This window comes from Klebsiella sp. F11 (genome assembly GCF_056712265.1).
Map to the genome: position 1 here is coordinate 4,044,372 of NZ_CM160060.1, position 20,702 is coordinate 4,065,073.

Annotated in this window: 19 protein-coding genes; 10 read left to right on the plus strand and 9 right to left on the minus strand. The window is 63.2% G+C overall.

The genetic code is table 11. The annotated features are described in order from the left end of the window. The first annotated feature begins 2 nt into the window (after positions 1-2). Genes AC1M2H_RS20025 through AC1M2H_RS20040 form a run of 4 tightly spaced genes read left to right on the plus strand, consistent with a single transcriptional unit; the run spans position 3 to position 4,447 of the window. Complete coding sequence (locus AC1M2H_RS20025; RefSeq protein WP_480151995.1) at positions 3-1,508, plus strand: sugar ABC transporter ATP-binding protein; 1,506 nt, start codon at positions 3-5, stop codon at positions 1,506-1,508. Continuing rightward, positions 1,505-2,494 (plus strand): ABC transporter permease, encoded by a 990-nt coding sequence (locus AC1M2H_RS20030; RefSeq protein ID WP_480148744.1) that lies wholly within the window; start codon positions 1,505-1,507, stop codon positions 2,492-2,494. Before AC1M2H_RS20025 ends, AC1M2H_RS20030 begins: the two co-directional genes overlap by 4 nt. Beyond that, on the plus strand, positions 2,491-3,492 hold the full coding sequence (locus AC1M2H_RS20035; protein ID WP_480148745.1) for an ABC transporter permease: 1,002 nt from the start codon (positions 2,491-2,493) through the stop codon (positions 3,490-3,492). Before AC1M2H_RS20030 ends, AC1M2H_RS20035 begins: the two co-directional genes overlap by 4 nt. Positions 3,493-3,502: 10 nt before the next feature. Beyond that, a complete protein-coding gene (locus AC1M2H_RS20040) occupies positions 3,503-4,447 on the plus strand; it encodes a carbohydrate kinase family protein (protein WP_480148746.1) in 945 nt (314 codons plus the stop codon). 15 nt (positions 4,448-4,462) lie between these two features. On the opposite strand, the gene AC1M2H_RS20045 is transcribed toward AC1M2H_RS20040, so the two are convergent. The 3 genes from AC1M2H_RS20045 to AC1M2H_RS20055 are packed head-to-tail and all read right to left on the minus strand — an operon-like array spanning position 4,463 to position 7,621. Next, positions 4,463-5,491 carry a 2-hydroxyacid dehydrogenase gene (locus tag AC1M2H_RS20045; RefSeq protein ID WP_480148747.1) on the minus strand — a complete coding sequence of 343 codons (1,029 nt, stop codon included), beginning with the start codon at positions 5,489-5,491 and terminating at the stop codon, positions 4,463-4,465. Beyond that, positions 5,488-6,984, minus strand: a complete 1,497-nt coding sequence (locus tag AC1M2H_RS20050; RefSeq protein ID WP_480148748.1) for an FGGY-family carbohydrate kinase — start codon at positions 6,982-6,984, stop codon at positions 5,488-5,490. The genes AC1M2H_RS20045 and AC1M2H_RS20050 overlap by 4 nt, the downstream gene beginning before the upstream one ends. Positions 6,985-7,009: 25 nt before the next feature. After that, entirely contained in the window at positions 7,010-7,621 is a 612-nt protein-coding gene (locus AC1M2H_RS20055; protein ID WP_426812717.1) for a methylthioribulose 1-phosphate dehydratase, read from the minus strand. A gap of 107 nt (positions 7,622-7,728) precedes the next feature. On the opposite strand from AC1M2H_RS20055, the gene AC1M2H_RS20060 reads away from it, so the two are divergent. From AC1M2H_RS20060 to codA, 4 genes are all read left to right on the plus strand, one after another. Beyond that, positions 7,729-7,977 carry a hypothetical protein gene (locus AC1M2H_RS20060; RefSeq protein WP_480148749.1) on the plus strand — a complete coding sequence of 83 codons (249 nt, stop codon included), beginning with the start codon at positions 7,729-7,731 and terminating at the stop codon, positions 7,975-7,977. A 184-nt stretch (positions 7,978-8,161) separates the two neighbouring features. Continuing rightward, positions 8,162-9,424 carry a cytosine permease gene (gene codB / locus AC1M2H_RS20065; RefSeq protein ID WP_480148750.1) on the plus strand — a complete coding sequence of 421 codons (1,263 nt, stop codon included), beginning with the start codon at positions 8,162-8,164 and terminating at the stop codon, positions 9,422-9,424. A 2-nt stretch (positions 9,425-9,426) separates the two neighbouring features. Beyond that, positions 9,427-10,662 (plus strand): PucR family transcriptional regulator, encoded by a 1,236-nt coding sequence (locus tag AC1M2H_RS20070; protein ID WP_480148751.1) that lies wholly within the window; start codon positions 9,427-9,429, stop codon positions 10,660-10,662. Further along, on the plus strand, positions 10,659-11,912 hold the full coding sequence (gene codA / locus AC1M2H_RS20075) for a cytosine deaminase (RefSeq protein ID WP_480148752.1): 1,254 nt from the start codon (positions 10,659-10,661) through the stop codon (positions 11,910-11,912). Before AC1M2H_RS20070 ends, codA begins: the two co-directional genes overlap by 4 nt. On the opposite strand, the gene mtnA is transcribed toward codA, so the two are convergent. After that, on the minus strand, positions 11,909-12,937 hold the full coding sequence (gene mtnA / locus AC1M2H_RS20080; RefSeq protein ID WP_480148753.1) for an S-methyl-5-thioribose-1-phosphate isomerase: 1,029 nt from the start codon (positions 12,935-12,937) through the stop codon (positions 11,909-11,911). The two genes, codA and mtnA, sit on opposite strands and share 4 nt — an antisense overlap. 102 nt (positions 12,938-13,039) lie before the next feature. On the opposite strand from mtnA, the gene mtnK reads away from it, so the two are divergent. Then, a complete protein-coding gene (gene mtnK, locus AC1M2H_RS20085) occupies positions 13,040-14,239 on the plus strand; it encodes an S-methyl-5-thioribose kinase (RefSeq protein WP_480148754.1) in 1,200 nt (399 codons plus the stop codon). A 59-nt stretch (positions 14,240-14,298) separates the two neighbouring features. Here the strand turns inward: mtnK and AC1M2H_RS20090 are convergent, their stop codons facing one another. The 4 genes from AC1M2H_RS20090 to AC1M2H_RS20105 are packed head-to-tail and all read right to left on the minus strand — an operon-like array spanning position 14,299 to position 19,135. Then, positions 14,299-15,543, minus strand: coding sequence for an LVIVD repeat-containing protein (locus tag AC1M2H_RS20090; protein WP_480148755.1), 1,245 nt, complete (start codon positions 15,541-15,543; stop codon positions 14,299-14,301). Between the two features lie 9 nt (positions 15,544-15,552). Next, complete coding sequence (locus AC1M2H_RS20095; protein ID WP_367975507.1) at positions 15,553-16,617, minus strand: sugar ABC transporter substrate-binding protein; 1,065 nt, start codon at positions 16,615-16,617, stop codon at positions 15,553-15,555. Between the two features lie 20 nt (positions 16,618-16,637). After that, positions 16,638-17,636, minus strand: coding sequence for an ABC transporter permease (locus AC1M2H_RS20100; protein WP_480148756.1), 999 nt, complete (start codon positions 17,634-17,636; stop codon positions 16,638-16,640). After that, positions 17,633-19,135 (minus strand): sugar ABC transporter ATP-binding protein, encoded by a 1,503-nt coding sequence (locus AC1M2H_RS20105; RefSeq protein WP_480148757.1) that lies wholly within the window; start codon positions 19,133-19,135, stop codon positions 17,633-17,635. The genes AC1M2H_RS20100 and AC1M2H_RS20105 overlap by 4 nt, the downstream gene beginning before the upstream one ends. Positions 19,136-19,298: 163 nt before the next feature. On the opposite strand from AC1M2H_RS20105, the gene AC1M2H_RS20110 reads away from it, so the two are divergent. After that, a complete protein-coding gene (locus AC1M2H_RS20110; protein ID WP_480148758.1) occupies positions 19,299-20,396 on the plus strand; it encodes an oxidoreductase in 1,098 nt (365 codons plus the stop codon). Positions 20,397-20,487: 91 nt separating this feature from the next. Here the strand turns inward: AC1M2H_RS20110 and AC1M2H_RS20115 are convergent, their stop codons facing one another. Continuing rightward, the gene (locus tag AC1M2H_RS20115) at positions 20,488-20,685 is read right to left on the minus strand and encodes a YbdD/YjiX family protein (RefSeq protein ID WP_095097970.1); all 198 of its coding nucleotides are present in this window, start codon (positions 20,683-20,685) and stop codon (positions 20,488-20,490) included. Between the last annotated feature and the right edge of the window lie 17 nt (positions 20,686-20,702).

Below are 20,702 nucleotides of genomic sequence, written 5' to 3' on the forward strand. Positions count from 1 at the left end.
TCATGAGCCAGATCGGCAAAAGCTTTGCCAACGTGACTGCATTAAATGCGGTCACGCTGCTTCTGAACCCCGGTGAAATTCACGGTCTGATCGGCGAAAACGGGGCGGGAAAATCCACCCTGATCAAGATCCTTGCCGGCGTGTACCAGGCCGATAGCGGCAGCGCCACCCTCGACGGCGTGGCGATCCCGTTCGGCAATCCGGCGGCCATCGAAGCGATGGGCATCCGCGTTATCCACCAGGAACTCAACCTGATTGCCCACTTTACGGTGGCAGAGTCCGTTTTCCTCGGCCAGGAGTATCGCCACCGCTGGGGCGCGCTGGACAGAAAGCGCATGAACGCCGCCACCGAGGCTTTTTTCCGCGATAGCTGGCAGCTGAGCATTAACCCACGGCGGCTGATTCGCGATCTCAGCCTTGCCGAACGTAAGCTGGTGCAAATAGCCCGGGCGCTGATCGACGGCGCCGCGAAGCTGGTGGTCTTCGACGAGCCCACCGCGCCGCTGGAAGCGCAGGAGGCCAGCCTGGTCTCCTCGGCGATTCTGCGCCTTCGCGAGCAGGGGATCGCCATTCTCTATATCTCCCACTATCTGAACGAAATCGCCGCCCTCTGCGATCGCGGAACCGTGCTGCGCAACGGCGAGGTGGTGGGCTACCCGGACCGCTCGCTGCTGCAGGATACCGATGCGCTGATCAAAATGATGGTCGGCCGGGAAATCGAGCAGCTCTATACCCCGCGCCAGTCCGCGCCGCCTGAAGCCGACGCCAGCGCGCCGCTGCTGTCGGTGCGCGGACTCGGCGACGGCCAGCAGCTGCGCGACATTACCTTTGATATCCAGCCCGGCGAAATCGTCGGCGTCGCCGGCCTGCTGGGCGCCGGGCGGGACGTGCTGGTTGACCTTCTCTATGGACTCAAGCGCGTGGAGAGCGGCGTGATTAGCATCGACGGCCAGCCGAAGCGCATCCGCACGCCGAAGCAGGCGATTCGCGCCGGCATGGCGCTGGTGCCCCGCGATCGCCGCCATCAGGGGCTGATCCTCCCCTTCACCACCGCCGATAACATTAATCTCGCCTCCCTGGCGGACACCGCCACCTTCGGCTGGGAACACCGGGGCCGGGCGCTGGAGAAAGCCCGCGGCTGGATTGAGCAGCTCTCTATCCGCCCCGGCCGCCCGGAGCTGCCGGTGCGGCTGATGAGCGGTGGCAACCAGCAAAAGGCGATTCTGGCCCGCTGGCTGGGCACCGACGCGCGGCTCTTTATTCTCGATGAGCCGACCCTCGGGGTCGATATCGGCGCCCGCAGCGACATCTATCAGCGCACCCGTCAGCTGGCGGATCGCGGACGCGCGGTGCTGGTCTCCTCCAGCGATGCCCCGGAGCTGCTGGGGCTATGCGATCGGATCCTCGTGATGTGGCGCGGCGAGCTGGTGGCCAATCTCGCCACCCAGGGGCTGACGCTCGACGCCCTGCTGGCAACGATTAACGGTGGACAGGAACAACAGCTATGAGTACGGGTATCCAGCGCCGCGGCCTGCCGGGCATGACGACGCTTATCGAAAAATTTCCGCTGATTCTTTTCTTTGCCCTGCTGGTGTGGCTTAGCCTGCAGTCGCCCTTCTTTTTAAGCTGGCAGAATATCAGCATGATGCTGGTGCAGAGCGTGCCGCTGGCCATTCTCTGCTTCGGACTGGTTTGCGTGATTGCCGTCGGCGGCGATGACGTGGTTACCGGCGGGATCGACCTTTCGCTGCCCGCCATCGCGGTGCTCGGGGTCGCGCTTCTGAGCCTTGGCATGGTGGAGTGGCAGATGTCCTATCTGTGGCTGCTGCTCCTGCCGCTGGTGGTGTGCCTCGCCTGCGGGGCGATCAACGCCGGGCTGGTGCTGGTCGCCGGGCTGCCGCCGCTGCTGGCAACGCTCTCAACCTCCGTGGCCTTTACCGGCCTGACCGATTTGCTCACCGGCCAGCGGCGCATTGCGGTCAGCGATCCGCTGATGGTCGCTTTTCGCGATCAGACGCTGCTCGGCATCCCCTGGCCGCTGATCTACCTGCTGGCGGTATTCGCCCTGTTCCAGCTGCTGGTGCACCACTCGCGCTTCGGCCAGCATCTGCAGGCGGTTGGCGGCAATCGCGATATGGCGCAAATGAGCGGGCTTAACGTGCGCCGGCTGACGGTGTACGTCTGGCTGCTGGCCGGCATCGCCGCCGGTCTGGCGATTCTGCCGCTGCTGAGCCAGGGCTCGGGCAGCTCCAGCGGTACCGCCACGCCGCTGCTGCTGGAGACCGTGCTGGCAACCTTTATCGGCGCCGCCTTCTCGCGCCGGCGCGTCGTCACCATCTGGGGCGCGCTGCTTGGCGCAGTGCTGGTCAACGCCCTCTCCAACGGCCTCGGGCTGCTGGGGGTCAATATCTTCTGGATGGGCGCCATCAAAGGCATCCTGATCCTTATCGTGCTGGCGGCTTCTGCGGTCAGGCATCAAGGAGGCAATCAATGAGCCAGCTGACGCTCAAATCCTCATCGCCGGAGCGGACCGCCGGCGGCCCGCTGGCCTATCTGTCGCGGGCGGGCTTCGGCATTATCACCCTGCTGGCCATTGCCCTGTTCGGCTGGGCCAACCCGGTATTTCTCACCGTTGATAACTGGGCCAACCTGCTGCAGGGCAGCGCGATTCTGCTGATTGTGGCGATCGCGATGACCCTTATCGTCAGCGCCGGGGCCATCGATCTCTCGGTTGGCGTCGCCCTCGACTTTGGCGCCGCCTTTGCGCTGGTGGCCCTGAAAACCTGGCACCTACCGTGGCAGGCCGCGGTGGGCTACGCCCTGCTCGGCGGGGCGATCGTCGGTCTGCTGAACGCCTTTCTGATCCTGATTTGCCAGATCCGCCCGTTTCTGGCCACCCTCGGAACCTGGTTTATTGCCAGCAGCGTGGAGCGGATCTATACCGACGGCGGCGGCTCGATCGCCTATCGCCGGATGGCGCCGGAGTACCACGATCTGGCGGTGGGGAATATCGGCGGTATTCCGACGCCGGTGGTTATCGTGCTGACGCTGTGGCTGGTGGCGTGGCTGATTACCGAACGCACGATCTTCGGCAAGTACGTTCGCGCCATCGGTCAGAACGGGGAAGCGGCGCGGATCGCCGGGATCCGCGATCGGCTGACCATGCTGTGGGTGCTGGTCTCAGCATCCGCGCTGTGCGCCATCGGCGGCGTGATCCTCTCCGCCAACCTGCGGCAGTTTACGCCGCTGGCCGGCCAGTCCTATCTGATGGATGCGATTGCCGCCGTCTTTATCGGCACCGCCTTTAACCGCCAGGGGCGGGCCAGCGTCGCCGGCACCCTCGGCGGGGTGCTGTTCCTCGCCATCATTGATAACGGCCTGAACCTGATGGGTCTTAACTACCTGGTCAAAGACGCGCTGGTTGGCGTCATTCTGGTGGTCGCGCTGGCCCTCTCTTTCTGGCAGGCGCGTCTGCGCCAGCAGCATCGTTAACGGAGTATCTATGGCAGCCTTTGACGCCGTTTTTGTCGGCCTGACGATCCTTGATATCGCCGGCCGCCCGGTTCTCGACATCCCGCCCCGCGGCGGGGTGGCCTTTATCGAACAAATTCGCCTTAACCCGGCGGGCACCGCCGCCGGCGCGAATATCAACGCCGCGAAGCTCGGCGTTCGCACCGCCGCCGTCGCCTGCCTCGGCCACGATGAAAAGGCCGATTTTATTCTCGCCAGCTACGCGCGGCTGGGGATCGACTGCTCGCTGATTCAGCGTACGACGGAAAAGGAAACCTCGGCAACAATCCTGCCCATCCGCCCGAACGGCGAGCGGCCCGCGCTGCACTGTCGCGGCGCCTCCGACGCGCTGTTCGTTAGCGAAGAGGCCTTTGCCTCGATTCTCGACTGTCGCTTCCTGCATCACGGCGGCACGGGTCTGCTGGCGGCAATGGACCAGGGTCAGAGCGCGCGGCTGCTGGCGGCGGCCAGGGCGCGCGGCGTCACCACCAGCTTCGACCTGATCGCCCCTGACGAACGAACCCTGGAGCTGCTGCGCCCGCTGCTACCGTCGGTAGACTACTTTATGCCCTCGCTGGAGGAGGCCGCCTATCTCTCGGGACTCAGCGAGCCCGCCGAAATCGCCCGTTTCTTCTTCGACCTCGGCGTGGGGACCTGTATTTTGAAAGACGGCGCCAACGGCTCCTGGCTGCTGACCCGCGACGGCCGCGTCGAGCATATCGCCCCGTGGCGCGTAGAGGCGGTGGATACCACCGGCTGCGGCGATAGCTACTGCGGCGGCTTTATTGCGGCGCTGGCCCGCGGGTTGAGCGAAAAAGAGGCCTGCGAAGTGGCGTCGGCCGTGGCGGCGCTGGTGGCCACCGGGCTGGGGTCGGATGCGGGGGTGGTCGACTGGGACCACACCCTGGCGTTTATGGCCGCGAACCGGGCCGCATAGCCCGCGGCCCCGCGCCTAGCGCCACTGGTATAACAGCGGCTCGCCGGCCGCATAGCGCTGGAGATCGGCGGCAATCATCGCCGTATGCTTGCTGATGCTTTCGCGGGTCGCGCCGGCAATATGCGGGGTGATAATCACGTTATCAAACTCGGTGACAAACGGGTGCTCGCACCACAGCGGTTCGCGATGATAGACGTCCAGCGCCGCGCCGCCCAGGGGCCCGTGGCGCAGGGCGTGAATGAGCGCCTCCTCGTCAACCACCGCCGCGCGAGAAGTGTTAATCAGCAGCGCGCCGGGCTTCATGCTGTTCAGCAGCGGCGCATTCACCAGGCCGTCGCTGCCGGCGCCGCTGCTCAGATGCAGGCTGACGATATCCGCCTCGCGGAACAGCGCTTCGAGAGTGGTTTTCCGCAGCCCCGGCTCGTTGATATCCTCGCCCGCCACGAACGGGTCCACCACCAGCACCGCCATACCGAACGCGCGGGCGATACGCGCCACCCGGCGACCAATATTACCGTAGCCAATCAGCCCCAGCGTTTTGTTGCGCAGCTCGCTGCCTTTAAACACTTCGTAAGGGCTCTGCGGGCTCACGTCCCACACCACGTCGCGGCGCAGCCCGGCCTGAGTAACCGTCGCCGCATTGTCGGCGTGGGTAAACTCGCCGCGCTTCAGCGCCGCGTGCGCCTGCGGGATATGCCGCGCCAGGCTCAGCATCAGCCCCAGCGTCAGCTCCGCCGCGGCGTCGGCGTTGCGGCCCGGCGTGTAGAGCACGCGAATATCGCGCGCCGCGGCGGCTTTAACGTCGATATTCACCGGATTGGCGCGGGTACAGGCAATCACCTTCAGGCGCGGGCAGGCGGCGATCACCTCTTCCGTGACGTCGTCGTAGCTGGTCACCAGCACTTCGGCATCGTGGGCCAGATCGATCAGCTGGCCGGCGCTAAGCTTCGGTTTGCCCAGCGCCCAGCCCTCCACCCGCAGCTCGCCCAGCTGCTGGAAGGCGGTGAGATCGCCGGAGTGTTCAGCGGTAAAAACAATTTTCATTGGTCTGATTCCTGAGAAATACTTTGAAGCGCCTCCTGCCGGGCCTGCCAGACGGGCAGCAGCTGCTCGCGCAGCAGGCGATAAACCGGATAGAGCGCGGCGTAGCGGGCGTGCGCCCGCGGTTCTGGCCGGTAGCGCGTCTGCTCCAGCTGCGGGTAGTGCGCAAGTCCGTCAACGCTGCGGGCAGCCAGAATCGCCGCCCCGCGGGCGCTGAGTTCGTTGAAGGTGCTGGAGACCACCGTTCTGCCGCTGCAGTCGGCGATAATCTGCAGCCAGGTCGCCGAGGCCGCGCCGCCGCCGGTCAGGTACAGTTCTCCGCCCTGCGGATAGCCCTGCAGCGAGTCGACGATGGCGTAGGCCAGCCCTTCAAACACCGCCCGCTGCAGCTCGGCGCGGGTGGTATGCTGGCTGATGCCAAAGTAGCCTGCCCGCGCGTCGGGGCTATAAAACGGCGCGCGCTCGCCGTTCAGATAGGGCTGCCAGAACACGCCCCCGCTGCCCGGCTCGACGTCGGCAATCGCCCGTTCAAGCTGCCGGAGATCCGGGCTCAGGGAGATATGCTGCTGCAGCCAGTCGATGTTTGGCGTTCCGGCCTGCATCGGGAAAAGGTTAATAAAGCTCCCCGCTTCGGTATGGGTGACGTAGCGCGTTCCCTCGTTCACCGTCTGACGGCCGTGACAGACGATGCCGGTACAGCAGGTGGTGCCGAGGATCGTATAGATGTCGCCGTCGTTCACCGCGCCGCAGCCGAGCGCCGCGCTGCACACGTCGAGCGCGCCGGCGGCCACCGGCGTACCGGCCGCCAGCCCGGTCAGCGCCGCCACCTCGTCGCGCAGGACGCCGGCCGGCGCATCCGGCGCCAGCAGCGGCGGGAACAGATGCTGCAGGTCGGCAAGCCCCATTTCATTCAGCACCACCGCCGACAGCTCCCCGCTCTGCTGATTGAGCAGCGAGGTGCTGGCATCGGTGATATCCAGCGCCGCGACGCCGGTCAGACGAAAGCGGATCCAGTCTTTAGCAAAAAACAGATAGCGCGCCGCCGCCAGCCGCTCCGGCTGATAATGCCGGAGCCAGCATAGCTGCATGCTGGTATTGCACGGCTGCAGGTGGGTGCCGGTCTCGGCAAAAAAGCGGCGATCGAAGCCCGGCTGGCGCAGCAGGTCGCTCATCAGCTCCCGGCTGCGGGTGTCGCTCCACAGGATCCCCGGCCCGACCGGCTCGCCCTCGGCATCGCTTAGCCACACCCCTTCGCCCTGCCCGGCAAGGCCAATGGCTCTTAAGCGCCCGCCCTGCAGCTCCGGGCGTTGCGCAATCTGGCGCAAAATAGCGATCACCGATTGCCATAGCTGCGCCATATCCTGCTCGGCGTAGCCGTTAGCCGATAGCCGCGGCCCGGTATTTTCCGCCGCGCTAGCCCGCGCCTGAAAATGCTCATCAAACAGCACCGCCTTGACCCGCGAGGTGCCGATATCGATACCCAGATAAAAATCCATGCCTGATCCGATCGCTTAGTGAAAATTAGTCGCGCTCGTAGCGGCGACGCATCAGCTCGCACTCGAACAGGAATTCCAGGCCTTCCAGCTGACGGCGCGCCTCGTTGATATCTTTCCCCCAGCAGGTCAGGCCGTGGCCGCGCAGCAGGAAGCCGTAGCGCAGCGGGCGGGTTTGCGCATAATCTTCGATGCGCGCCGCCAGGGCGTCGATATCCTGATCGTTATCGAAAATCGCCACCGGGACGGTGTCGAGATGGCTGTGCTGGCCGGTCAGCGTTTTCTGCATTTCGTAGCCCTGCAGCGCCAGCGTCCCGCTCTTCTCGATACGCGACAGCACCGTCGCGTTGACGGTATGGACGTGCAGCACGACGTTAGCTTCGGGGAACAGGCGATAGACCAGGGTATGCAGCCCGGTTTCCGCCGAGGGTTTGCGCCCGGAAGGCGCGGTATTGCTGGCAATATCCACCTGCAGAAAATCGTCGCTGGTCAGGCTGCCCTTATCGCGTCCCGACTCGCTGAGCCAGCACCAGGTCTCATCCTGGCGCACGGACATATTGCCGCCGGTCGCCGGCGCCCAGCCCTTCGCGCCGATCCAATGACAGGTGGTGACCAGTTGCGCGAGTCTCTCTTGCCACATAGCAGTTCCTTAGTTTAGCGATGGTATTTGGCCCGGGCGCCGCGGAGGCGGCAGTGACGCAAAATGGCAGACAGGCTCGCCCGGGACAAGATTATTTAGCCGTCTAAATGGCTATTTACCCGATACTAACACCGCCGGACCGGCTGAACAATATTTCAGGAAAGGCTTACATTAAGAATGGTTATATCAGAAACGCATATGAAATTACCGTTTTTAACAGTGATACAACTGAGCGTTTTCATAACGCCAATATTACCCGCTGCGGGTCGCTAAAAAGACGGGGGATCGTTCTGCGCACGGCGAGCATAAATTTCAGCGCCGGTGCTGGCGGCCGCCCGACGATGATAAAATCCTAACGTCTGCTCCACGCTGGTGCAAAACGCTGCACCGTGCACACCATTCTGGCAAAACGGCGCCGTTTAACGCCTTTTTATGTGCAAACTGCCCACTCCAATATGTTCCCGTTGCCCCGCTTTTTTTGGCACACCTCTTGCTACCCCTCTGCCATCGCCATTCGGGTGACCACTCAGAGGTTCCACTATGTCAAACAGCAACGATTTCCCGCTCGTCGAAGCGCCGGCCTCAGGGCGCAAGGGCCTGTTTTCAATCTCCATGGTTCTGTTCAGCTTTACCTTTTTTACCGGCACTATGTTCGCGGGCGGTAAGCTCGGCGTCTCCTTTTCCATCGTTAACCTGCTGTGGATTGCGGTTATCGGCAACTTTTTGCTGGCCCTCTACGCGGCGTCGCTCGGCTGGATAGCCGCCCGCAGCGGGCTGAACACCGTACTGATGGGGCGCTTTTGCTTCGGCGAGATCGGCAGCAGGCTCGCCGATTTTATTCTCGGCTTCGCCGAGCTGGGCTGGTACGCCTGGGGTACCGCCACGGTGGCGATTTCGCTGGTCAAAATCCTTGCCCTGCCCGAGGCGATAACCATTCCGCTGATGGTGCTGTTCGGCATCCTGTTCTGCGTCACCGCGCTGGTGGGCTATAAGGGGCTGGACGCGCTATCGCGGGTTTCGGTCCCGCTGATGTTTATCCTGCTGGTGGTCTCGATGTACCTTGCCGCCCACCACGCCGGCGGCTGGCAGGCGATGACCAAAATCAAACCCGGCGAGACCATGACCTGGTCGGCGGCCATCACCATGGTATTTGGCACCTTCGCCAGCGGCGCGACCCAGGCGACGAACTGGACGCGGCTGGCTAATTCCAGCCGCACCGCCATCCTCGCCAGCATGGGCAGCTTCCTTATCGGCAACGGGCTGATGATTGTCGCCGGGGCCTGGTGCGCCATCGTTTATCAGCAGGCCGATATCGTGGAAGTGCTGATTCTGCAGGGGCTCTCCGTCGCCGCGGTGGTGATGCTGTGCCTCAATCTGCTGACGATTCAGGGGCCGACAATCTATAACGTTTCGGCCGCCGCCTGCCACCTGCTGCGCAGCGAACGCCGCCGGACCCTGACCGTTGTCGCCGCCGGCGTCGGCATTCTGCTGGCCATTGGCGGAATGTACGAAATGCTGATCCCGTTCCTGGTTCTGCTGGGCAGCATCATCCCGCCCATCGGCGGCGTGATCCTCGCCGACTACTGGTTCTACCGCGGCGGTCGCTATCCCCTGCTGCACACCGTGCGCCTGCCGCGCTTTAACTGGCTGGGGCTCGGCGCCTATGCCGTCGGCGCGCTGGTGGCTTACCTGTCGCCGTGGGTCGCGCCGCTGGTGGGCATCTCCGTCTCCGCACTGGTCTATATCGTCCTGATCCGCCTGAGCAAACGCCAGCCGGCGGCTGACGCGGCGGCGGAGCAGTAGCCATGAGCCTGACGGTCAGCGAAATTCTCGCGCTTGAGGGACTCTCGGCGATGCGGCTACGCGCGGGGCGACAGGGGCTTCAGCTGGCGGTGCGCTGGTACTACGTCGCGGAAAATGAAAATATCGCCGAGTGGATCATGGGCGGGGAGCTGGTGTTTATCACCGGGATCAACCATCCCCGCAGCGAGGAGAACCTGATCCATCTGCTGATGGAGGGCAAGCAGCGCGGGATCGCCGGCATGGTGATCCTCACCGGCGACGCCTATATCCAGGCGATCCCGCCGCGGTTGATCGCCCTGGCCGACGAGCTGGGCATTCCGCTGATCGAACAGCCCTATCTGCTGAAAATGGTGATCGTCACCGAGCGCATCGGTACCGCGCTGGTGCGCAGCGAAAACGCGCTGCAGTCGCAGCGCGATATTCTGCTGCAGCTGCTCACCGGCGACTATCCCGACCTGCAAATCCTGCATCAGCGCGCGCTTCATCAGCAGCTGGATTTTACCCGCCCGCTGCGGGTGGCGGCGCTGCGCCTTGAGGGGATTCAGCGCCTGTTTCGCCAGTTTCCGCCGGAGCAGGCCGAAGCCTGGCTGCAGCAGGCCCGCCGCACCGTGCGTCAGCGATTGCAGCAGCAGCTTAACCAGCAGGGCAACCCCTTTCCGCTGGTTGAGCGCAGCAATATGTTTCTCCTCCTGCTCCCGGACGAGGAAGGCGAATTTTATCCGCAGAAAAAGTGGCTACAGCAGTGGCTGCTCCAGCTTGCGAAGGGCGACGACGGGCTGTCGCTGCTGTGCGGCCTCTCCGCGCCGGTGCAGGAGCTGCAGGGCTATCCGCGGGCGCTGTCGCAGGCGCGCCAGGCGCTGGATCTCAGCGATACCCTGCGCCCGGCCCAGCGCATCAGCGACTACCAGCAGCTGGGCTTTATCAAGCTGCTCTCCGCCGTCGGCGATCCAACGCTGCTGAGCGATTTTATGCACGACACCCTCGGCTGCCTGATCGAACCCGATCGCAAAAGCCCGTGGCTGCTGCTGGAGACCCTGGAAACGCTGTTCCAGGAGAACGGCAACGTGATGAGGGCCGCCGAGCGGCTGGGCATTCACCGCAACACCCTGCATCAGCGCATCCAGCGTATTGAAAAGCTGACCCGCCATCCGGTCAGCCATCCGCAGTTTCATCTCAACGCCTCGGTCGCTCTGGCGATCTGGCGTATGTCGCAAAACCATTTACGGGAACAACCATGAAAATTATCAACGCGCGCCTGCGCCATAAAGAAGCGCTCTATACCCTTGAGTTACAGGACGGGGTGATTAAAAGCATCGTCCCGCAGACCGCCGCGCGGACGGCTGACGCCGGCGATATCGACGCGCAGCAAAAGCTGGTTATCCCGCCGTTCGTCGAGCCGCATATCCATCTTGACGCCACCCTGACGGCGGGCGAGCCGGAGTGGAATATGAGCGGCACGCTGTTTGAGGGCATCACCCGCTGGAGCCAGCGTAAAGCCAGCGTCACGGTAGAAGATACCCGCCGGCGGGCGCTGAAAACCATCGGTATGCTGCGCGATAACGGCGTGCAGCACGTGCGCACCCACATCGACGTCACCGACCCTTCCCTGACGGCGCTGGAGGCGATGCTGATGGTGAAAAAAGAGGCCGCCGATCTTATCGACCTGCAAATCGTCGCCTTCCCGCAGGAGGGGATCGAGTCGTTCCCCGGCGGACGGGAGCTGATGACCCGCGCCATCGAGATGGGCGCCGACGTGGTGGGCGGCATTCCGCACTATGAGAACACCCGCGACAAGGGCGTCAGCTCGCTGGCCTTTCTGATGGATCTGGCCCAGCGCCACGGCTGCCTGGTGGACGTGCACTGCGATGAGATCGATGACCCGCAGTCGCGCTTTCTCGAAGTGCTGGCGGAGGAAGCCCGGGTTCGCGGCATGGGCGCGCAGGTCACCGCCAGCCATACCTGCGCAATGGGTTCCTACGATAACGCCTACTGCTCGAAGCTGTTCCGCCTGCTCAAGGCCTCGGGCATCAACTTTATCTCCTGCCCCACCGAAAGCATCCACCTGCAGGGGCGCTTCGACGGCTGGCCGAAACGCCGCGGCGTGACGCGGGTGGCGGAGCTGGACCGCGCCGGGATTAACGTCTGCTTTGCCCAGGACTCCATTCAGGACCCGTGGTACCCGCTGGGCAACGGCAACATCATGCGCATCCTCGATGCCGGGCTGCACATCTGCCATATGCTGGGGTATGAAGATTTGCAGCGCTGCCTCGATTTGATTACCGATAACAGCGCCCGGGCGCTGTGCCTTGGCGATAATTACGGTATCGCCGAAGGCCGCCCGGCGAACCTGCTGATCCTCGATGCGCAAAATGACTATGACGCCGTGCTCCGTCAGGCCAAAGTGCTGACCTCCATTCGCCGCGGCAAAGTTATTGTGCAGCGCCAGCCGGAGCAGATCCGCTATCCGGCGGCAGAGCCGCAGCGTTAGTCAGCAGCGGGCGCAAACGCTCCGGCCGCCACCTGCTCGCGGGTAACGACGCCGCTGTCCAGCACCCAACCGCTGATTAGCGTCGCCGGCGTGACGTCAAACGCCGGGTTATACACCGAGGCGTCCGCCGGCGCCCACTGCACCGCGCCGAAGCTGCCGGCCACCCCGGTCACCTCCGCCGCCGCGCGCTGCTCAATAGGAATGGCCTCGCCGTTCGGGCAGCCGCGGTCGAGGGTGGTTTGCGGCGCGGCGACGTAAAACGGAATGCCGTGATACTTCGCCAGTACCGCCAGCGAATAGGTGCCGATTTTGTTGGCCACGTCGCCGTTGGCGGCGATGCGGTCGGCCCCCACCCACACCGCGTCGACCTGCCCTTTGGCCATCAGGCTGGCGGCCATCGAATCGGTAATCAGCTGATAGGGCACCCCCAGCTCGCCCAGCTCCCATGCGGTCAGTCGGCCGCCCTGCAGCAGCGGGCGGGTCTCGTCGACCCACACGTTCGCCACCAGGCCGCGCTGATGGGCCAGCGCAATCACCCCTAACGCCGTGCCGACGCCGGCCGTCGCCAGCCCGCCGGTGTTGCAGTGGGTCAGCAGGCGGCTGCCCGCTTTGACCAGGGCGGCGCCGGTTTCCGCGATGCGGGCGCACAGCTGCTCATCTTCCTCAATCAGACGCAGGGCCTCCTCTTCGAGGGCCGGAATATAGTTTTCTTCCGCCAGCGCCAGCTTCATGCGGTCGAGGTTATTCATCAGGTTGACCGCCGTCGGACGCGCGGCGCGCAGCGTCTCCAGCGCCTGCGATAGCTCGTCGCGGGTCAGGCCGCGCTGCGCCAGAAGCGCCAACAGCAGACTGGCAGAGAGACCGATTAACGGCGCGCCGCGCACCCGCAGAGCGTGAATATGGTCAACCAGTAGCGAAACGTTATCTGCCGCCAGCCAGCGTTTTTCCTGTGGCAATGCCTGCTGATCAAGAATAAAAAGCTGGTTTTCGCTTACCCGCAGGCTGGTGGTCTGTAGTGTCTGCATGTCGTTAAATCCCTGTTGCGTTGTTGTATCACATTGTGTCAGGATGGAATCCAGAAGTATAGACGTCTGAACGGCTTAATCAGAACTTTGAGGATCGAGGCAATGTCGCAATACCATACCTTCACGGCCAGCGATGCGGTGGCTTATGCACAACAATTTGGCGGTCTCGACGACCCGTCGGAACTGGTGTCCGCGCAGGAAGTGGGTGACGGTAACCTCAACCTAGTATTTAAAATTTTTGATGCCCAGGGCGTAAGCCGGATTGTGGTTAAGCAGGCCCTGCCCTATGTGCGCTGCGTCGGGGAGTCCTGGCCGCTGACCCTCGATCGCGCCCGGCTTGAGGCGCAGACGCTGGTCGCCCACTATCAGCACTGCCCGCAGCATACGGTGAAAATTCACCATTTCGATCCCGAGCTGGCGGTGATGGTGATGGAAGATCTTTCCGATCACCGCATCTGGCGCGGCGAGCTTATCGCCAACGTTTACTATCCGCAGGCGGCGAGCCAGCTGGGGGAATATCTGGCCCAGGCGCTGTTCCACACCAGCGATTTTTATCTCCATCCTCATGATAAAAAAGCCCAGGTCGCGCGCTTTATTAACCCGGAGATGTGTGAAATCACCGAGGATCTGTTCTTCAACGACCCCTACCAGGTTCACGAACGCAACAGCTATCCGCCGGAGCTGGAGGAGGATATTGCCGCCCTGCGCGATGACGCGCAGCTTAAACTGGCGGTGGCCTCGCTCAAGCACCGCTTCTTCTCCCAGGCGGAGGCGCTGCTGCACGGCGATATCCACAGCGGCTCCATTTTCGTTGCCGAAGGCAGCTTTAAGGCCATCGACGCCGAGTTCGGCTATTTCGGGCCAATTGGCTTTGATGTCGGCACCGCCATCGGCAACCTGCTGCTCAACTACTGCGGCCTGCCGGGCCATCTGGGCATTCGCGACGCCGCCGCCGCGCGCGAGCAGCGTCTGCGCGATATTCAGGAACTGTGGACAACCTTTGCCGAACGCTTCCAGGCCCTGGCAGCGGAGAAGAGCCGCGACGCGGCGCTGGCCTATCCCGGCTACGCCTCGGCGTTCCTGAAAAAAGCGTGGACGGATGCGATTGGCTTCTGCGGAACCGAGCTGATTCGCCGCAGCGTCGGCCTGTCGCACGTCGCCGATATCGACAGCATTGAGGACGAGGCCATGCGCCACGAGTGCCTGCGCCACGCGATTTCGCTCGGCAAGGCGCTGATCGTGATTGCCGATCGCATCGACGGCGTCGAGGATCTGATCGCCCGCATTCGCCAGTACAGCTAATCCCTTCTCGGTCGTTCCCGGGCAACGCGCCGCCCGGGCTATCCATTCACCGCCCTTCCCTACCCCAAATACTCAATCACCGACAGCCCGCCGTTATAGTCGGTGCTGTAGATAATCCCCTGCGCATCAACGAATACGTCGCAGGACTGAATCACCCGCGGGCGGTCCGGACGGGTATCCATCATCTTCGCCGGCGCCGAGGGCACCAGCGCCCCGGTTTCTACCGGCCGGTAGGGGTCGGAGATGTCGTAGGCCCGCACCCCCGCGTTTTGGTAAGTGGCGAAAATCAGCGTCGAGCTGACAAAGCTTCCGGGGCGGTTCTCGTGCAGATTATGCGGGCCAAAGTGCGCTCCTTTCGCCACATAGTCCTCCTCCCGCGGCTGCGGGAAGGTCGAGATGCTGACCGGATTCGCCGGGTCGCGGATATCGAACAGCCAGATCAGCTTCTCGCCGTCCTGCTGGTTGTCGAGCACCGCCTCGTCGAGCACCACCAGCAGATCGCGATCCGGCAGCGGCAGCGCGGTGTGGGTGCCGCCGCCAAACGGCGGGCTCCAGTTGCGGTGGCTAATCAGCTTCGGCTGGGTGCGGTCCTTGACGTCGAGCAGGGTCAGGCCGCCGTCGCGCCAGCTGCCGTAGGCGGTATCCCCGGCGATAATCGCGTGATGCAGGGCGTAGCGCTTGCCCGGCGGCCAGCTCGGCGTCTCACCCGCCGCCTGGTTCATCCCCGGCAGCCACCAGCGCCCGGCGACCAGCGGCTTTAGCGGATCGGCGAGATCGATGGTCAGGAAGATATAGTCGCTAAAACCGTCGATCAGCGCGGAAACGTAGGCCCAGCGGCCGCCAACGTACCAGATCCGATGAATGCCGATCCCGTCGAGCGACAGAAAGCTGATTTCCCGCGGCCTATCGGCAACGGAAATATCAAAAATACGCAGCCCGGCGCTCCAGCCCTTCTCCCGCACGTCGCTGACCGTCTCGCCCACCGGACGGGTGTAGTAGACCTTCTCGTCGGCAAAGCGGGCGTCGGCAAACAGATCCCGGGCGTTGATCACCAGCAGCAGGTCGTCGTGCGCCTGCAGGTGGACGTTCCAGGTGCCGGGAGGCGCGGCGACGTAGTTCACCGCTTTGGGATTTTTCGGGTCGCGAACGTCCACCACCGAAAAGCCCCGGGACACCATGTGGCCGATATAGGCAAAACCACGATGCACCATCAGCTGAACGCCGTCCGGGCGTCCGCCCTGATCGCTATGCCCAATCAGCCGCATATTGCGGCTGTAGTCGGGACGCGGGAGTTCCGTCGCCATACCTGCTCCTTACTTGTTTTTGGCTTCCAGGGTGGCGAACCACGGGGCGATAAAGTCTTCGGTCTGGCCCCAGCCCGGAATGATTTTACCCAGCGACGCCACGTTGACCGCCCCCGGCTGCGCGGCCAGCAGCGCCTGAGGGATCGCCGCGGCTTTAAAATCGTAGGTTGCAGGCGTCGGCTCCCCGGCAATCTTGTTGGCCACCAGACGTACGTTGGTCGCCCCGATAAGCTTCGGATCGACGGCCACGCTCACCTTCCACGGGCTGCCGGATTCGCGCATCAGCTGCAGATCCTGGTTAGAGATATCAATGCTGTAGAGCTTAATCTCGGTGCGCCCGTTCTCTTTCAGCGCCTTATAGGCGCCCTGGCTGAAGGCGTCCCAGGTGCCCCAAATCGCGTCAATTTTGCCTTTCGGGTATTTCGCGAGGATCGCCCCGACCTTGTTGGCGGTATCGCCCTGCACGTCGGAGGAGACCGCGCCGATGGACTCCAGCTCTTTGATGCCCGGGTTCTGCTTGAGCAGCGCCTGGTAAGCCACCTGGCGGCGTTCCATCGGCGGGAAGCCGGCGACCCACAGCTTGATAATGTTGGCTTTGCCGTTGAAATCTTTCACCAGCTGGCCGAAGGAGAGATCGGTCAGGGAGGCGTCATCCTGCTGGGTCACGGTCACGCCCGGGATCTCGCCGCTGACGGCGGTGTCGAATACCGCGACCTTAATCCCGGCGTCCACCGCCTTCTTCACCAGCGCGGTCGAGTAGGGATCGCGCCCCTGGGAGAGAATAATGCCGTCATATTTCTGGCTGATGGCCTGGTTGACGAAATCCTGGAATTTCGCGTCGTCGCCGTTGCTCAGGAAGGTGCTCATTTTAAAGCCGAGCTTTTTGCCCTCCTGAATAGCCCCGGAGACAAACTGGGTGGTGTTATCATCGGAACCCAGGTTGCGGATCACCGCAATACGGATCGGCCCGCTGTGTTCAGCGATAGCGGCCGGCACCGGCGTTGGCGTCTCAGCATAGGCGGCTACGGAGTTGAGCAGCCCCAGCGCAATAAGAGAAAGCGTTATTTTTTTCATCATGTTTACCCTGTTTATAATTAGGTGCGGCGCTGAAAATAGGTCAGTGCTAACGCGCCAGCCAGCACCAGCCCTTTAATAATGTCCATTGCGTAGTACGGCACCGAGAGCATCACCAGGCCGTTGGAGAGCACCCCGAGGATCACCGCCCCCACCAGCGTGCCCAGCGCGTTCGGTTTGCCCGAACCCGCCAGCGAGAAGCCGATCCACGCCGCCGCCACCGCGTCCATCAGATATCCCCCGCCGGCGTTGACCTGGGAGGAGCCGATGCGCGACGCCAGCAGAATGCCGCCGAGGCCCGCCAGCAGCGAGGCGATAACGTACGCCGCCACCTTATAGCGGGTGATGCGCAGACCGGAGAGGCGCGCGGCCTCCGGGTTGCCGCCGATGGCGTACATCCGCCGGCCGTGGGTGGTGAAAGAGAGCGCCAGCTGCGCGATAACCGTCACCACCAGCATTACGATAACGATGGTTGGCACCTGGCCCAGCGCGCCAAAGGCCGCCGGAATGGTTCCCTCCGCCATGTCGCCGCTCGGCATGACCATGTTCTCGGTAATCGAGCCGCCGTAGCTGTAGGTCATCGCCACGCCCTGAATCACGAACAGGCTGGCGAGGGTCGCGAGCATGTCGGGAATGCGCAGCACCACGATTAAAAAGGCGTTAAACAGCCCCACCAGGGTGCAAAGCGCCAGGGTGATCAGTATCGCCTCGGTGGTGCCAAACCCGTGCCAGACGAACAGCGAAATCACCAGCGCGTTCGCCAGCGAAGCGGTCGAGCCGACCGACAGGTCGAAGCCGCCGATGGTGAGCGAAATCGACACCCCGATGGCGATCACCGTCACGATGGCAATCGAGCGCAGGATATTGACGATGTTGAACGGGTCGAGGAAGTTATCCGAGGCGAGGCCAAAAACGGCGATCAGCAGCACAACGGTCAGCAACATGCCCCATTTGTAGAGAAAATCGAAAAATCGCTGACGGCTCGATGCCGTCGCGGTAGCGGTCAGGGCCTTGCTCACGCTGCTGCTCCTCCGGTGGAGTAATAAAGTAGGGTCTCTTCGCGGGCCTCTGCGCCCGCTATTTCTGCCACAATGCGGCCATCCCACAGCACGCAAATGCGGTCGCACAAACCGACCAGCTCCGAGAATTCGCCCGAGGCGTAGATCACCCCTTTGCCCTCTCGCGCCAGTCCGTCGATTAAATTGAACAGGTCGGTCTTTGCCTTCACGTCGACGCCTTTGGTCGGCTCATCAAAAATCAGCACGTTGGCGCTGCCGCGCAGCCACTTACCGATGGCCACCTTCTGCTGATTGCCGCCGGAGAGGCGACGCAGCGTCTGGCCCGGGCCGGTGGTGCGAATACCGATGCGGGCCACCACCTCCTCCGCCCAACGCCACGCCTGGCGATGGCCAAACAGGCTCCAGCGCGAAAAGCTGCGATCGGCGCTCACCGCGAGGTTCATGGCGATAGGCTCTTCGATAAAAATCCCCTCTTTGCGCCGTTCTTCGGGCACCAGCGCCAGCCCGCGGGTGACGGAGTCCGCCGGATCGCGCGGACGCCACGGCTGGCTGTTCAGCTCCCCGCGCGTCAGGCGGCTTTTGCTGGCACCGAACAGCGCCTTGCACAGCTCGGTTTTACCGGCCCCCGCCAGCCCGGCGATGCCAAGGATTTCGCCCTTACGCAGGCGCAAAGAGATATCCTGCAGCAGCCCCTCGTCGTGCAGCCCTTCCACCTGAAGCAGCACCTCTTCGCCGTGCGGCGGGCGCTTTGGCGGAAAGATATCGCTGAGCTCGTGGCCGAGCATTTTTTCTACGATCTGCTCGCCGCTGAGCTCCGCCATCGGGCCGCTTTCAATCAGCCGCCCGTCGCGCAGCACCGTTAAGGTGTCGCAAATGGTCTTCAGCTCGTGAATGCGGTGCGAGATAAACACCACCCCGATCCCCTGCTGTTGCAGGCGGCGCACCACGGTAAACAGGCGTTCGCTTTCGTGGCGATCAAGCGGCGCGGTCGGCTCATCAAGGATCAGGAAGCGGCAGTGGTGCGACAGGGCCCGCGCCAGCAGGATTTGCTGCTTCTCGGCCAGAGAGCAGCTATCGATAGCGCGCCGCACGTCGAGAGCGATATCCAGCTGGGCCAGCGCGGCCCGGGCCTGCTCGCGAACCCGCCGCCAGCTAAAGCCCTGACCCGGCAGCGCCAGCCGGTCCAGCATGATGTTCTCGGCAATGCTCAGTCCCGGAACCAGCGCCACGTCGACCTCCTGCTGCACCAGATGAATGCCAAGCTGCTTTGCGTCGCGCGGAGAGCGAATATTGACCGGCTGATTATTGATGACAATCTCGCCCTCGTAGTGGGCGTGCGTGCCGCAGAGCACCGCCATCAGCGTCGATTTCCCCGCGCCGTTGGCGCCGGTCAGCGCGTGCACTGTTCCCCCCTTGAGGGAAAACGCCACGTTGTTCAGCGCCCGAAAGCCGGAAAAGGCCAGGTTAATGTTGTGCATCTCGAGGCGATTGGCTGTCATCCCCTGCTACCCTTTACGATTAATATTCTGATTTAATGAATTTTTCACAGCCGTCCTTGACTGACAACTGCGTAAAAGGCATAAGATAAAACGAAATAATATTAGCCATCCGGATGTCCAGACATAACATCAGGTTAGCGAAACGACAATAAGGGCAGCTTCTATGAGCAACAGCGATATCCGCGTGGTCCCCGGCCCCGCCAACTACTTCTCCCATCCCGGCAGCCTCACGCGGCTGCATGATTTTTACAGCGCAGAGCAGCTTTCCCGGGCGCTGTGGATCTACGGCGAGCGGGCCATAGCCGGCGCGGAGCCCTTTTTACCCGCGGCCTTTAGCGCGCCGGGAGCCAAAAAGATCCTCTTTAAGGGCCACTGCAGCGAAAGCGACGTCGCCCGGCTGGTTCACGAGGCGGGTGAAGAGCGCTCGGTGGTGATTGGCGTCGGCGGCGGTGCGCTGCTGGATACCGCCAAGGCGGTGGCCAGACGGCTTGCGCTACCGATAGTGGCGATCCCGACTATCGCCGCTACCTGCGCGGCGTGGACTCCGCTGTCGGTGTGGTACAACGACGCCGGCCAGGCGCTGCACTTTGAAATTTTCGACGACGCCAACTTCCTGGTGCTGGTGGAGCCGAAGATCATCCTCAACGCGCCGCAGGAGTATCTGCTGGCGGGGATCGGCGATACGCTGGCGAAATGGTATGAGGCGGTGGTGCTGGCGCCGCGGCCGGAAACCCTGCCGCTGACCGTGCGCCTCGGGATTAACGGCGCGCTGGCGATCCGCGACGTCCTGCTGGAGAGCAGCGAAACGGCGCTCGCCGACCGGCGGCGCGGCGAGCTGACCCAGCCGCTGCGGGATGTTATCGATGCGATTATCGCCGGCGGCGGGATGGTCGGCGGCCTCGGCGAGCGCTATACCCGGGTTGCCGCCGCCCACGCGGTGCACAACGGCCTGACGGTGCTGCCGCAGACGGATAAATTTCTCCACGGCACTAAGGTCGCCTACGGCATTCTGGTACAGAGCGCCCTGCTCGGCCAGGACGAGGTTTTAGCCCAGCTGGTGAGCGCATATCAGCGCTTTAACCTGCCCACCACCCTCGCCGAGCTCGACGTGGACATCCGCAATCGGGCCGAGCTGGAGAAGGTGATTGCCCATACGCTACGTCCGGTGGAGTCGATCCACTTCCTGCCGGTGGAGCTGACCCCGCAGACCCTGACGGCCGCCTTTGAGAAAGTGGAAAATTTCCATCGGCAGGTACACTGAGCGCGGGAAAGCGTGAGAAAGGCCCAGCCGTCGGAGAGGTTTCCAGCGGCGGGCCGGCATAGATAAGGGGCTTAACGACTGAGGGAGCGGCCTAGCAGCACTTCGCGCCGCCCTTGCCGCCATAGCGCGCGTCCTGACGCTCGCGGAAGAACTCTTCGTAGGTCATCGGCGTCTGCTCAGGATGAGTCTGGCGAATATGCTCGACGTAGTTATCGTAATCAGGCACGCCAATCATCATTTTTGCCGCCTGGCCTAAGTATTTTCCTGCTTTCGAAAGGCTATCGAACATTTTCATCTCTCACATCA

Excerpts from the sequence above, each read along its gene's own strand:
- AC1M2H_RS20025 (WP_480151995.1), top strand. The coding sequence starts at position 3 with ATGAGCCAGATCGGCAAAAGCTTTGCCAACGTGACTGCATTAAATGCG.
- AC1M2H_RS20030 (WP_480148744.1), top strand. The coding sequence starts at position 1,505 with ATGAGTACGGGTATCCAGCGCCGCGGCCTGCCGGGCATGACGACGCTT.
- AC1M2H_RS20035 (WP_480148745.1), top strand. The coding sequence starts at position 2,491 with ATGAGCCAGCTGACGCTCAAATCCTCATCGCCGGAGCGGACCGCCGGC.
- AC1M2H_RS20040 (WP_480148746.1), top strand. The coding sequence starts at position 3,503 with ATGGCAGCCTTTGACGCCGTTTTTGTCGGCCTGACGATCCTTGATATC.
- AC1M2H_RS20045 (WP_480148747.1), bottom strand. The coding sequence starts at position 5,491 with ATGAAAATTGTTTTTACCGCTGAACACTCCGGCGATCTCACCGCCTTC.
- AC1M2H_RS20050 (WP_480148748.1), bottom strand. The coding sequence starts at position 6,984 with ATGGATTTTTATCTGGGTATCGATATCGGCACCTCGCGGGTCAAGGCG.
- AC1M2H_RS20055 (WP_426812717.1), bottom strand. The coding sequence starts at position 7,621 with ATGTGGCAAGAGAGACTCGCGCAACTGGTCACCACCTGTCATTGGATC.
- AC1M2H_RS20060 (WP_480148749.1), top strand. The coding sequence starts at position 7,729 with ATGGCTATTTACCCGATACTAACACCGCCGGACCGGCTGAACAATATT.
- codB (WP_480148750.1), top strand. The coding sequence starts at position 8,162 with ATGTCAAACAGCAACGATTTCCCGCTCGTCGAAGCGCCGGCCTCAGGG.
- AC1M2H_RS20070 (WP_480148751.1), top strand. The coding sequence starts at position 9,427 with ATGAGCCTGACGGTCAGCGAAATTCTCGCGCTTGAGGGACTCTCGGCG.
- codA (WP_480148752.1), top strand. The coding sequence starts at position 10,659 with ATGAAAATTATCAACGCGCGCCTGCGCCATAAAGAAGCGCTCTATACC.
- mtnA (WP_480148753.1), bottom strand. The coding sequence starts at position 12,937 with ATGCAGACACTACAGACCACCAGCCTGCGGGTAAGCGAAAACCAGCTT.
- mtnK (WP_480148754.1), top strand. The coding sequence starts at position 13,040 with ATGTCGCAATACCATACCTTCACGGCCAGCGATGCGGTGGCTTATGCA.
- AC1M2H_RS20090 (WP_480148755.1), bottom strand. The coding sequence starts at position 15,543 with ATGGCGACGGAACTCCCGCGTCCCGACTACAGCCGCAATATGCGGCTG.
- AC1M2H_RS20095 (WP_367975507.1), bottom strand. The coding sequence starts at position 16,617 with ATGAAAAAAATAACGCTTTCTCTTATTGCGCTGGGGCTGCTCAACTCC.
- AC1M2H_RS20105 (WP_480148757.1), bottom strand. The coding sequence starts at position 19,135 with ATGACAGCCAATCGCCTCGAGATGCACAACATTAACCTGGCCTTTTCC.
- AC1M2H_RS20110 (WP_480148758.1), top strand. The coding sequence starts at position 19,299 with ATGAGCAACAGCGATATCCGCGTGGTCCCCGGCCCCGCCAACTACTTC.
- AC1M2H_RS20115 (WP_095097970.1), bottom strand. The coding sequence starts at position 20,685 with ATGTTCGATAGCCTTTCGAAAGCAGGAAAATACTTAGGCCAGGCGGCA.